The sequence below is a fragment of the Halomonas sp. N3-2A genome, assembly GCF_002216165.1.
GTDB lineage: Bacteria > Pseudomonadota > Gammaproteobacteria > Pseudomonadales > Halomonadaceae > Vreelandella.
Genome location: NZ_CP022286.1, coordinates 163,847 through 177,472 on the forward strand (window position 1 = coordinate 163,847; position 13,626 = coordinate 177,472).

Here is a 13,626-nt window from a genome sequence, read left to right on the forward strand (position 1 = left end):
AGTCAGCCTGAGCGTTTGTACACCATTAATGGTTCATGATTTTGCAGCCTTGTTTAACGATAGGCTGCACAAATAGTTAATGATATTGAGGCGGGATGGTTAGCGCTAACCACTGGCTTATCTCAAGGAGGAAAGATGATATTACCTGTGATTTTGTCTGGAGGCTCAGGTTCGCGTTTGTGGCCCGTCTCACGCGAACACTATCCCAAGCAGTTTCTAAACCTGCATAAACAAGACGTTAGCTTGCTGCAGGAAGCAGCCTTAAGGCTCAATGATGTCTCAGGTGCGGGCGAGCCTATTATTGTATGTAACGAAGAGCATCGATTTTTAGTCGCCGAGCAAATGCAACAACTTGGGTTTGAGAAAAGTAAGATTATTCTTGAGCCGATTGGTCGCAACACCGCCCCCGCACTAGCTCTGGCGGCGCTTGCTGCAGTTGAAGCCAATCCAGAAGTTGAGCTGCTGGTGATGCCTGCTGATCACGTTATCAAGGATACTCAGGCGTTTGCCGAGGCTGTAAAAAAAGGCCAAGTACTGAGTCAGCAAGATAAGTTGGTTACATTTGGCATCACTCCCACGACGCCTCACACCGGCTATGGTTATATTAAGCGTGGCGAGGGGCTTGGCGAGGGGTTCTCAGTTGCCGCATTTGTCGAAAAACCTGATGCAGCAGTTGCTGAAGCTTATTTAGCTAGCGGTGACTATTTATGGAACAGTGGTATCTTTTTATTCAAAGCCAGCTGCTATTTAGAAGCGCTTAAGACTCATGCGCCCGACATTTTGGCTAATTGTCAGGCGGCGTATCAGCAGCGGTCCGAAGATATGGATTTCTTGCGCATTTCCGAAGAAGCCTTTGAGCAGTGCCGTAGTGAATCTATTGACTATGCCGTTATGGAGCATACCCGTCAGGCGGCGGTAGTGCCGATGTCGCCCGGCTGGAGTGATGTTGGCGCTTGGGACGCATTGCACGCGTTGCGTTCAAGCGAAGATAAGGAAAATGGCAACGCCATTCATGGCGATGTAATGCTCCATCAAACGCAAAATAGTTTGGTGTACAGCGAGTCTCGCTTAGTGGCTGCTGTGGGCGTTAATAACCTGATTATTGTAGAGACAGATGACGCCGTATTGGTTGCCGATCGCCGCCAAGCGCAAGATACCAAGCTTATCGTCAATGCTTTAAAAGCGGCAGGTCGCAAAGAGTCCCAATCGCACCAACAGGTATATCGACCATGGGGGCATTATCGCACTATGGTGTTGACTGACAGCTTCCAGGTAAAAGAAATTGTTGTGGTTCCTGGGGGGAAGCTGTCTTTGCAAATGCATCACCATCGCGCAGAGCATTGGGTTGTGGTGCAAGGTACTGCTAGGGTTACGCAGGGCGAGGGGCATGGTGATCTTTCCGATCTGCGTAGTTTCCTGCTCTCCGAAGATGAGTCCACCTATATCCCGCTGGGCACCGTTCACCGTTTGGAAAATCCAGGCGTTATTCCTCTGAAACTTATCGAAGTGCAAACCGGGTCTTACTTGGGAGAAGACGATATTGTGCGTTACAACGATAAGTATGGGCGCGAATAAACTGAAAGGCGGTCAATCAATCAGTTCTGTTTTTTACGCACATTAATTACCGCTGTGTTTGTCTTATCTTCTGGAGCTAACGCCATGCTTACTTTAAGCTATGGCGCTTTATTTCGTTCAATAGAAAAGGCCAGTCATCATGCAAGTAGGCCCTATGCTACGTTTTCAGCACCTGCGAGTTGCGATTGTGCACGACTGGCTGGTGGTTAACGGTGGTGCCGAAAAAGTGCTAAAAGGGTTGGCGGAGGTCTTCCCACAAGCAGAAATATTGACACTGGTACACACGCTTAATCACGACAGTGCTCCTTGGCTAACAAAGCACCGTATTCATACTAGTGGCTTGCAACGTCTGCCGTTTATTAAGCGCATTTATCGACATTGTTTACCGCTGATGCCTTACGCCGTAGAGCAGCTTGACCTGCGTGGCTTTGACTTGGTGATCTCCTCTAGCCATGCGGTAGCTAAGGGAGTGATTACTCATCCTGGGCAGATTCATTTATGTTATTGCCACACGCCTATGCGCTATGCCTGGGATATGAAGGAAGCTTACCTGGAAGATGCGCATTTCCGTTTGCCGGGAATGAACTTCTATGTGCGTAAAACGCTCAAGCGTCTGCGCCAGTGGGATTATTTTACGGCCACGCAAGTAGATGCTTTTTTTGCTAACTCGCAGAATGTCGCGCAGCGTATTGCTAAGTATTATCGCCGTGAGTCGGACGTGCTTTATCCTCCGGTGGATACCGATAGCTTTGCTCTCTATACCGGACCGCGAGAGCCTTATTATCTAGCGGCATCGCGGTTGGTGCCGTATAAGCGCATGGATTTGATCGTACAGGCATTTGCTCAGGACCCAATGAAGCGTCCATTGAAAGTGGTTGGTGACGGGCCAGAGCTCAAGCGTTTAGCGCGACTCGCAGAAGGCCACGAAAATATTGAGCTGCTGGGCTATCTGCAAGGTGAGAAGCTGCATCATCTTATGCAGCGCGCTAAAGCCTTTGTATTTGCCGCTGATGAAGACTTCGGCATTGTACCCTTAGAGGCTCAAGCCTGTGGCACGCCTGTTATTGCGTTTGGAGATGGTGGCGCGCTGGAAACTGTCAAAGGGTTGGAGCACAACGAGGATGCCACGGGTATCCACTTTGCCGAGCAAACGACAGCTAGCCTGGGGCAAGCGATTGAAATATTCGAAAAGTGCGATTTTTCACCGGCTGCTTGTCGCCGCCATGCCGAGCAGTTTAGTAACGCCTGCTTTACTCAGCGTTTAACAATGCTGGTGGATGAAAAGTTAAGCGCAATGTCGACAAAAAAGCACTGAAACGTATCCAGTGAACGATTTGAATGCACAAGGAGCGACGCGTGATCAAGGCTGCCATCAAACAGCGACTGCGCATTATCATAAAGAAGCTGATCAGCTACCCGACGTTTAAGTGGTTAGGGCAGCGTTTGCTGAGCCCATTTCCAAGATTAAGAGGGTGGGTCATTCGATTGGTGCAGGCGGGCCAGTATAGCGACCTTGCAGTGTCAACCCGAATCGAAGGTTATGGAGAGCGTCAGCAGCGGTTGATGGATGGCCTTGAGCGGCGCAGGAAGCAAGCCACTCATGAATAATGTCACGCTTTATATTGCCGATGCTCGCCATACAACGCGATTCACCCGGCTGGAAGATTGGTTGGCTGCGTTCTCGGATGCGTTCATGCAGGATGGCTCTGCAAACATCGCTGATGCTCATGTGCTGCTGCTTGGTTTTGATCAGACTGCTCTGATAGATTGCCATCGGCATCTATTTAAGCTTGGCATTGCGCCAAGGCGCTGTCATGCCTTGCTACGTGAGCAAGAGGACGTATTGGCGTCAGTCAGTGACGCTTTGGTGGATATTGTCGTGCAGCATATGGCGAATGCCATGAATCCCGCCGCCATCGTCAATATTGCCAGCGGCGAAACATTAACGGCTGCTTCTCCAGTTCCTCCGCCAACTACTGCGGCTAAGCCTACACTGGCATTTGTGTCACCCTTACCGCCGCAGGCTACTGGCATTGCCAATTATAGCGCGGAACTCCTACCGTATTTAGCGCCTCATTTCACACTTACGTTGGTGGTTGACCAGCCTGAGCTTGATGTTGAGCTGAGTCGTGCATTTGAGTGTATCGATCCAGCTACCTTTAGTCAGCGTGCCAGCGAGTTTGATTACACCGTCTACCAAATAGGTAATTCGCTTTATCACGCTTACCAGTTTGGTTTGCTGCAACGCCACCCGGGTATTGTCGTACTTCACGACTACTTTCTGTTTGATGCTGTTTGGTGGCTTAATGAAAGCGGACTGAAGCCTAATGCATTGCTCCAGCAACTCTACATTGATCACGGTTATCCGGCGTTACTTGCCCATGCCGAAGCAGCGCAAGATGCCCGAGGTGCCGAGCAGTTCCCGGTGAATGGTTTGGTCACTCATCAGGCTGGCGGGATGATCTATCATTCCGCTTTCGCACGTTCTCTGGCCGATCGCTGGCAGTTGGGGCAGCTGGCACCCACTTACTTGGTTCCCCATCTACGTCAGTTACCGATGCCGTTTGATAAGCAAGCAACACGTAAGGCATTAGGAATAGCTGTTGACGAGCGAGTCATCGCTAGCTTTGGGGGAGTTAATCCCAAAAAGCTGACACACGTGTTGTTAGATGCTTTTCTGGGTGATGCTGATGCACAAGCGCTTCCTGTGGCTAGTGCAACAGGACGCTCCGTACGGTTGGTGCTGGTCGGTGCTCAACATAGTGGTGAATATGGGCATGCGTTGGCGCGTCGACTTAAGCAACACCCCAATGGTCACCAAGTGACTGTTACCGGCTATGCTTCTCGCGAAGAGTATCAGCACTGGTTGCAGGCAGCCGATATTGCCGTCCAGCTACGCACGCAATCTCGAGGTGAGACCTCGGGAGCTATTTTTGATGCTATGGCCCATGGCGTTGCGGTAATTGCTAATGCTCATGGTAGCAGTGCAGAACTACCTGAGCAGTGTATTTGGCAATTAGCTGATGGAGCTGGAGAGCAGTTGGTCACGCCGCTGCGAGAAGCGCTTTGCCAACTGTGTTCTCATGACGATGAACGTGAGCTCCTGGGTCAGGCAGGGCGCGACTACGTGGCGACAACTTTGGCGCCAGAGACGGTGGCTGAGCAATATCGGCAGGCGATTATAGATGCGCCATTAGTAGCACCTCGTTACCGTTATGAGCGCTTTCTGGATCAGTTGGCGGCACATGCGCCGCTGAACGCGGCACTACAAACACCTGAAACGGCTAAGCAACTGACTCGGGTACTGAGCGATGTAGATGTTACCCCCGATGAATGTACGCCAAGGCTGTTGTTTGATGTCAGTACGATCGCTTGGGAAGATTTAAAAACAGGCATCGAGCGTGTCACGCGGCGTATTGCTGACCATCTTCTACGCCACCCTCCCGCTGGCTGGAGGGTTGAGCTGATTCGCTGGGGGGGAGACGATTTTTATCTCGCACGTGGCTTCGCGAGTGAGCAACTAGGCCTTACGCCCCCAGGACCTGACGTACCTATTGAAGCGCGTCCCGGAGATCGCTACGTAACGCTTGAATGGGCGCCGCCATTGTTAAAGCAGGCGGGGCATGTGATGCGTCGGATGCGTGCCTCCGGCGTCAGGTTCTATTTTACTGTTCATGATTTACTGCCGTTATCCCTGCCAGAGTGTTTTCCTGAACATATTCCGGCCACTATGAATGAGTGGTTTGCTTCTATAAGTGAGCTGGCGGATGGCATTACCTGCGTATCACGGCATGTTGCTGATGTAGTCGAAGCTGAGTTGGATCAGCGGGAAACTGCTAAAGAACACCGGCCCTGGGTTCAACATTTTCATCTTGGCGCTGATTTTAAGTCTCCTGCAAATAGCGCTGATGCAGCGTTAAGCAAAGTCGAGCGCCAGTGGCTTGAGCCGTTAGCGCAATGCCAGGGCGCTACCTTACTGATGGTTGGAACGATTGAGCCACGTAAAGGCCATCGTCAGGTGCTGGACGCACTGGAGCAGTGTTGGTCTGATGGTGCCGATATCAATCTGGTGATCGTTGGTAAGCAAGGTTGGCAGGTCGGTGATTTGATCCGCCGTATTAAGCAGCATCCGCGGCGAAACACACAGTTATTCTGGGCTCAGGGTGCCAGTGATACGCTGTTGGAGACTCTTTACCGGCGCAGTGATGTGCTGGTGGCCGCGTCCTATGGGGAAGGGTTTGGTCTGCCACTGATCGAGGCGGCTCATCATGGCATCGCTATCCTCGCTCGAGATATCCCCGTCTTTCGCGAAGTGGCAGGCAAGTACGCCACATACTTTAATGCGGATACGCCGCAAACGTTGGCTCAAGCACTTCAGGACTGGGTTCGGGACTGGCAAGCTAATCAGGTGGCAGGATCTGATGGTATGCCGTGCCTTGACTGGCAGCAAAGTAGCCAGCAATGGCTGGCGGCAGTGCTAAGCGACCATTTTCGCTAAATGATGCTAATTACTCTTCGAAGTTGATGATCCACCAAAGGAGCCATGTTCATGGCATTGCTTGGTAACAGCAAGCCACGCTTAGCGCTGGCGCAGCGACTGCGTCAAACCCTGAGCTGGTGGCGGCAGCACTTGCCGTTGATTATCCTGCTGACGCGTCAGGAGTTGGTAGACCGCCATAAAGGCTCAGTGCTAGGCCGGATATGGACGCTGCTTTCACCGCTGATTAATATCCTGGTGTTTGTGCTGATCTTCTCGGCCATTATGGGGGCGCGGCTTGAAGGCTTCGGCGCTGAAGTCGAGCGGTTTACCTATAGCATCTATCTGATCAGCGGCATTCTCGCCTGGACGGCCTTTGCGAAAAGTTTAAGTGCCATCACCAATCTGTTTATTGAACGGGCGGGGATGATCACCAAAGTCAATACCTCGCTAGCGGCGTTGCCACTCTCGGTACTGTTTGCTGAATTAGTGGTATATCTGATCAGCATGATCTTTTTTGCGATATTTTTGTTGATGATCGGGTTTTCTATTGACTGGCACTGGTTAGGGATACCCTTTGTGCTGGCCCTGCAGCTGGGCTTTACCTATGCTCTGGGATTTTTGTTGGCCATTCTAGCCGTTTATCTGAAGGATATTCGTGAAGGTGTCGCAGTGCTGTTACCCGTTTGGTTCTGGCTGACACCGATCGTATATGTTGACGATATTATTCCAGCTTGGGCACTGGGGTTGATTAGCCTTAATCCAATGTTTCAGTTTATTGACGCCTATCGTGAGCTGATACTGTATCAACGCCTGCCAAGCGTTGCAGGGTTGGCGACAATGCTGGTGATAACCCTTGGATTGATGTATGCCGCCTTCTGGTTGCTTAAACGCACCGAACGGGATTTGCGCGATTCGTTGTAATAAAGGTACAGCGCACATTGTTAGCGTTCAGCGCCTCAGGAGATGACTGTGATAGTTGTTAAAGATTTGCATAAATCCTTCAAGCTGTTCACCTCGCCACGTGAGCGTTTGAAAGAAGCCCTGACAGGCAAAAATTATCACACTCAGCATATCGCGCTGGATGGCGTCAGCTTCGAAGTTGCTGCAGGTGAAGTGCTGGGTGTTCTAGGTCGCAATGGTGCCGGCAAGTCCACGTTGCTGAAGCTGCTTACTGGTGTGCTGATGCCCGATGCCGGCAGTCTGCATATCGATGGCCGTGTCACGGGACTGTTAGAGCTAGGGACGGGGTTCAATCCAGAACTTAGTGGCATCGATAACATCACGATTAATGCCTTAATGCTGGGTATGAGCCACGCGGATATTGAGCGCCATCGAGACGCAATTATTGAATTTTGCGAGCTGGGTGACTATATCCATGAGCCGTTGCGCACTTACTCCTCGGGCATGGCCATGCGGCTTGGGTTTGCTATTGCGATTCACGCTGACCCCGCCTGCTTTCTGGTGGATGAAGCGCTTTCAGTGGGGGACGGCTATTTTCAGCAAAAATGCATTCAGCGTATTCGTCAGTTTAAGCAGGAAGGTGGGGCGATTCTGTTTGTCTCCCACGATCTTAATGCCGTGAAAGTGCTGTGTGATCGGGCGATTGTGCTTGAAGGAGGGCGTCTAATTTATGACGGAGACTCTGAAGGCGCCGTTAATCACTACAATCGCATTATGGCCGAACAGGCTGAGGGCGATGATTTGCGTGATGGGGAATCCGGTGCTTTTGGTACCCAAGAAGTGTTGGTAACCCATTGCCATGTTCAGGGGCAAGATAGTCAAAGCCCGATGATTGCGAGTGGCGAAGTTTTAGAGATTCATTTACGTCTCAAAGCAAATGCTACGCTCGATGATGTCGCTCTAGGTGTACTGCTGCGTGACCGTTACGGGCAGGATGTGTTTGGTCAGAATACCCATCAACACAAGATTGTGTTCTCTGTGGTAGAAGGCGAAGAGCGCGAGGTTGTGGTGCGTATTAAGGCGGATATTGCGCCAGGTAAATACACCCTTTCTGCAGCACTACATTCCAGTGACCACCATCTGGATGATTGCTACTGGTGGCATGACAGCCTTGATACCTTTGAAGTGGCAGGCTATCGCTACAGCAAGTTTTCGGGTTTCTGTCGATTAGACTGCTCTTTTGATATGGGGCCCTTGGTATGACAGACCCTGAGCGCGACATAGATGCTCTGATCAAGCAGCTCAAAGATGAATCGATGCTAGTGGATACACAGAATTCACTGGCCATCGAGAGTTGGTTCACGCTATGGCAAAAGCGCCTTGTGCCTATTTTTAAACTGCCACGTCATCGACTTTATGAACCACTGCAGCCGCGCCTGGCTGAGCTGATGAGCGCGCACCTTGATGATGAAGTGTTTGTAGACCGTGCTTACATCTTTCTGATTGGGCGCTCATCAGACCAACAAGGTGCTGCCTACTATCAGCAGATGGCTGCCTGTGAAGGACGAATTTCCACGCTGATTGAGCTACTGGAGTCTGATGAGGCACAGGCGTATACCAAGCAGCAACGGTTAAAGTTGCCTGGTCAATTACTGAGGCTAAGTCGTTGGCGGCAGCGTCTCGTTTGTCTTCCAGGTATAGGGCGCGGTGCTTGGCGATTGGTAGCGAGGCTAGTGTGGCGCCATTATGAACAACGCTGGCGTGAAGCAGGTGAGTACTATGACATTCTCGCCCATTACGGAAAGCGTCAGGAGGAGCATCGAGCGCTTGCCATGACGTTAGCAGAAATGGCGAATGTTCAGCAGCGTATCGTGGCACAGATAAATGCTGCGTCGTATGACCAATCATCAGGTAGTGCTCAATTTGCTAAATGGCTAACTGCTGAACAAGCGGTTGCGATGATGGATATGCTGAAGCGCGCTGAGCAGGAGTTGAGCAGTAACGAGGAGAAAACGCCATGAAGGTTTTGGTGACGGCCAACCATACTCCTTTTATTGCGGGCGGTGCCAACTATCACGTAGACGGGTTAGTCGCAGCGCTGAGACTCTATGGCCATCAAGTGGAGTGCCTGCGTTTGCCATTTCACTACGACGAAGCCCAAATTGAACGTCAGATGATGTTCGCCGAACAGTTAGATCTCAGTGCGCCAAATGATGTGGCGGTTGATCGTGTAATCAGCCTGCAGTTTCCTACCTACGGTGTACAGCATCCCGAGCATGTTATCTGGTTGATGCATCAGCACCGTGTTTGCTACGAGCTCTATAACCCCTCGCAAGCAAGCGCTGCCTTGACAGCCTTAAAGCCGCAAGTAGAAGCATTTGATCAGCGCCACCTTGGTGCTGCTAAGCGTTTGTATGCCAATTCGCCTCGTGTGGCTGAGCGTCTAAGTCACTACAACGGTTTGTCCGCAGTGCCGCTTTATCACCCGCCTTATCAGGCAGAGCAGTTTGTCTGTGGTGATGATTGGGGGTACGTATTTTACCCAAGTCGCCTAGAGCCGTTAAAGCGCCAATCGCTGTTAATAGATGCCTTAGCGTTGACGAAAACGCCTGTGACATTATTGCTAGCAGGTGAGGGGAGTCAGCGGCGCCAGCTGGAAGCTCAGATCGACAAGTTAGAGCTGAGCAACCGAGTGCGTTTTTTAGGGCATATTTCTGAGCAGGAAAAACTCACTTTGTATGCGCACTCATTGGCTGTGGCGTTCCCTACTTTCGATGAGGATTATGGCTATATCACTCTGGAAGCCATGCTGGCTTCGAAGCCCGTCATTACCTGCACAGATAGCGGTGGTCCTACAGGATTTGTCGAGCATGGAGTAACGGGGTGGCATTGTGAGCCAAGTCCTCAAGCGTTAGCTGACGTGTTAGATGAAGCCTATACTCATCGTGCTATGGCCAAGCGGATGGGAGAACAAGGTCGTGAAGCCTACCAGGCGGCAAACATATCATGGCATCGTGTTGTTACAACGTTAGTCTATGATGAGTAGAAACAGTGATGTTTGTTGCGCTTATTTATAAGTCTATCAAAATCAGTGATCTACCTAGGAAAGCCTGGTTTTAAAGCGTTGCTAGTGATTTCTTACTAGTATGCTCCTTCTGCTATAGAGGGCATCATTCCCATCTAGTATTGCAAGAGTTGCTCGCATCGCTTTATACTGATTATTAGCGACCAGTGTTCGAAAACGTGAAAGTTCGGAAATTTACTTCATGGAAAGGTTCTGACACCGCTGGCTCAATGGTAGCGCGAAAACTTTTAGTGCTTTGGCCTAAGGTAAGTTTTGACATTGAGTACGTACTTTGTAAGTAGCTTGTGGAGTTCTTGCTACCGTCGCAGAGAGATTGACTTATCTTGGTACGTGACATTACATTAGGCGTGTTCCAGCTACTGTTATGTAGTGTAAGAGTATCAGCAGTATAGGTTCGTACCATACGCTGAAACTGCACTATTTGAGGAACCTAGAAATACCTTGAGCGCTCAAGGTGATAAGAGCCGCCTATCGTAGGTGGTATCTTTCTTAAGCAAGGAGACTATAGTCCCATGGCAACACAAGAGAATTTGAACTTGGCTCAACAACTGTATGTAGCTTATTACGGCCGTCCGGCTGACGCAGCTGGCTTGCAGTTTTGGGCAGAAGAAATTGAAGCCAACGGAATTGACGCCGCCATTAGCGCTTTCGGTAACTCTGCTGAGTTCACAGAGCGTTTTGGTGACTTAGACAACGAAGAGCTGGTTAACGGTATTTACCAGCAGGCGTTTGGTCGTGATGCTGATGCTGAAGGCCTGGCTTTTTACACTGAAAAGCTTGAGTCTGGTGAATTAGATCTGGCGACTATCGCGCTGACAATCGTTCAGAACGCGACAGATACCGACGCTAAAGACGCATCTGCACTAGAAGCAAAAGTAGCGGCAGCAGATAAGTACACTGTTGCAGCTGGCGATAAGCATTCAGGCGAAGCGGCTGATGATTACGCGGCTGAATTCCTGACAACAATCGATGCCGATACCGACGTTGACGCACTGGACTTAGGCCCGGTTGTTGCTGGCATTCCTTCTGACGGTGGCGACGGTGACGGTGACGGCGGCGAACCGTCCGAAACCATTAACATCGACTTCAACAACACAGCTTCTGTTGGCGGTAATGGTTCTTTCATTATCGACGATGAAGGTCGCTTAGTGTTTGTTCCTAACACCGAAGATGCTGACGGCGGTTACGTTGCTGTTGAGAATGGCACTGGTGGTACTACCGTCAGCGATATCGGTAAAATCGAGTGGGACGAAGCTGGCCAAGTAGTTACCAGCTCTAAAGACTACACTTTCAATCTGGCTGACCAGCTGCACTCAGGTGAGCAGTACAAAGGCCTGTTCCTGAGCCCGGTATTGACCGCTGAAGACCGCAGCGCGGATTCCCAGCTGTTTATTGACCTGCTTGACCTACGTACCGCACAGACCAACCGTCCGCTGGGTGACCTGCCGGTTAACGGTTTCCGTTTCTCTGTCGGCGGCGAAACAGTTGTTGTGCAGTCTGAAGACATCTTCGCTGCAGAAACTTATCCTGAGCTGCTGACTGCGGTACAAAACGCGATTGCTGCTAGCGACGATCCGCTTCTGGAAGGCTTCCAAGCCACTCTGGGCGGCGAGTTCCGCGCTCAAGATGACCAAGGTGTTCAGGTTTCAGGTACCACGCTGGTACTGACCGACAGCAAAGGTCGTCAGATCGAAAGTGGTAACTTTACCTACAGCGAAGACGCTTCTGCCGGTGGCTTCACCCTGTACGGTGAGCAGAGCACTGAAGCGCCGCAAAGCATTCAAGAACTGATCGAAACCAATCTGAATCTGGATAACATTGGTTACGGCTCACAAGGCGGCTCTATCAACCTAGTTGGTCAGTCTAACTCTGACAAAGGTATTGAGCAGATGAACGTCACTGCAGACAACACTGTCTGGCTGACGCGTCTGGAGTCTGACTCTGCTGGTCGTAACGAATATTACGATGGTGTTGTTGATGGCTCTCAGTTCCTGAAAGAAATCAACCTGGAAGGTAAAGGTTCATTCCTCGTTGGTCAGCAGGATGGCGAAGCTGTTCTTGGTCTAGCTGATCTGGTTGGCGCTGACACAACAGCTTACGGTCTGGTTGACGTTCAGGACTTCAATGGTGGTAGCTATAACGGCGACATCAAGCTGAACGCTATCATCACTGAAGACGTAGTGGCGCGTGATCTGGATGCGATGGACGATGACGTCGATCCGAAGAGCGACAACGCTACCTTCAACTACACCACCGCTGCAGGCGACGACCAGGTTTCTCTGGCGCTTTCTGATGAGCTGATGGCGCGTGAAGATGCTAACGTTGTAGTCGACACTGGCGCAGGTGATGATGTCGTTGAGACATTCATTACTCTTGAAGACTCTATTAGCTTCGACGACTTAGCTGACCTTTCTGATCAGCAGCTGAACGCTAACCTGACCATCGCCACTGGCGAAGGTAACGATGTTGTTCGCACCTGGGGTGCAGGCGATGCCGTTATCGGTACAGGCACAGGTAACGATGTTGTCTATGCTGACAACTCTGGCTACCGTAACGATCGTTGGGAGTTCAACTCCACTGCCGCTGCTGGCGCAATGCCGACAGATGTCTCCAACAGCGATACTTCACTGTCCGACACTGCTAATGGCGTTAAGCAGGCGTTCAGCGTTGACGAAGGTGCTGACATCCAGGTTCGTGTATCCTTTAAAGGCCACGAGACAGTATGGGTTGACGTACCGAGCACCGACGGTGGCAACACTGGCGACACTATCAGCACCCTGCAGGTTAATCAGGCTATCAAAGACGCGGTTAATAACGACCACGTGCTTGCCAACCTGCTGGAAGCATTCGATGGCGATGGCAACATCCTGAACATTGAATCGCTGATCGATGGCAACAACCTTGACGCGTTGGATATCTCTTTCCGCGATCATAACAGCAACACTTCCTCTACCGATGGCCTAGCGGCTATGGATGCGCTTTACGGTGAAGAGGCAGGTAATGCAACTGCTAACGTTGCTGCTCAAACGAATGGCGGAGCTGACAGCGAAGCTGAGAGCGACAACACCATTGACGTTGGTGCTGGCAACGATGTTGTTGTGCTGGGTACCGGCGCATTCAGCAATGACACGCTAGTACTGGTCGATCAGTTCGGCAACAACGATATCGTTAACTTCACCGTTGGTGACGTTGATGGTCACGATATCCTTGACTTCACCAGCTATGGTGTTAACCGTGCAACTGTCGGTTCAACTGACTACAACGTTGCTAATGATGAAGTTAACCTCGTGTCTTTCAATGCAGCCGACTTCGATGCGGACACTACCTTCGGTAACCTGAATGCCGATGATATCCGTGACGCGATTGGCAATACTGTCGATAACGGCCGTGTTGATAGCATCGTGATGGTTGAGTCTGGTAACAAGGGCATGTACAAAGTCTTCGATATCAACTCTGCAAACGACTCTACTAGCTACACTGTAGAGCTGGTTGGTACTCTGGACTTCGGTGACTCTCTGGCGCTGGTTGATACCAACATCGCCTAAGCGACACTGCTCAAATGATGGGTGACTACTAAGTAAGTTGG

General features: G+C 50.8%; 9 protein-coding genes. All 9 read left to right on the forward strand.

What is annotated here, in order from left to right; genetic code table 11:
• The first annotated feature begins 135 nt into the window (after positions 1–135).
• The gene (locus CEK60_RS00770; RefSeq protein ID WP_089037391.1) at positions 136–1,575 is read left to right on the forward strand and encodes a mannose-1-phosphate guanylyltransferase/mannose-6-phosphate isomerase; all 1,440 of its coding nucleotides are present in this window, start codon (positions 136–138) and stop codon (positions 1,573–1,575) included.
• A gap of 139 nt (positions 1,576–1,714) precedes the next feature.
• Positions 1,715–2,890 (forward strand): glycosyltransferase, encoded by a 1,176-nt coding sequence (locus CEK60_RS00775; RefSeq protein WP_232471445.1) that lies wholly within the window; start codon positions 1,715–1,717, stop codon positions 2,888–2,890.
• Between the two features lie 41 nt (positions 2,891–2,931).
• Entirely contained in the window at positions 2,932–3,183 is a 252-nt protein-coding gene (locus CEK60_RS00780) for a hypothetical protein (protein WP_089037392.1), read from the forward strand.
• A complete protein-coding gene (locus CEK60_RS00785; protein ID WP_198361439.1) occupies positions 3,176–6,073 on the forward strand; it encodes a glycosyltransferase in 2,898 nt (965 codons plus the stop codon). Before CEK60_RS00780 ends, CEK60_RS00785 begins: the two co-directional genes overlap by 8 nt.
• A gap of 51 nt (positions 6,074–6,124) precedes the next feature.
• On the forward strand, positions 6,125–6,976 hold the full coding sequence (locus CEK60_RS00790; RefSeq protein WP_232471446.1) for an ABC transporter permease: 852 nt from the start codon (positions 6,125–6,127) through the stop codon (positions 6,974–6,976).
• Positions 6,977–7,024: 48 nt separating this feature from the next.
• Positions 7,025–8,218 (forward strand): ABC transporter ATP-binding protein, encoded by a 1,194-nt coding sequence (locus CEK60_RS00795; protein ID WP_089037395.1) that lies wholly within the window; start codon positions 7,025–7,027, stop codon positions 8,216–8,218.
• Positions 8,215–8,976 carry a DUF4214 domain-containing protein gene (locus tag CEK60_RS00800; RefSeq protein ID WP_089037396.1) on the forward strand — a complete coding sequence of 254 codons (762 nt, stop codon included), beginning with the start codon at positions 8,215–8,217 and terminating at the stop codon, positions 8,974–8,976. The genes CEK60_RS00795 and CEK60_RS00800 overlap by 4 nt, the downstream gene beginning before the upstream one ends.
• Positions 8,973–10,001: a glycosyltransferase family 4 protein gene (locus tag CEK60_RS00805; protein WP_089037397.1), complete on the forward strand. Its 1,029-nt coding sequence runs from the start codon at positions 8,973–8,975 to the stop codon at positions 9,999–10,001. The genes CEK60_RS00800 and CEK60_RS00805 overlap by 4 nt, the downstream gene beginning before the upstream one ends.
• A gap of 551 nt (positions 10,002–10,552) precedes the next feature.
• Positions 10,553–13,585: a DUF4214 domain-containing protein gene (locus tag CEK60_RS00810; RefSeq protein WP_089037398.1), complete on the forward strand. Its 3,033-nt coding sequence runs from the start codon at positions 10,553–10,555 to the stop codon at positions 13,583–13,585.
• The last annotated feature ends 41 nt before the right edge of the window (positions 13,586–13,626 follow it).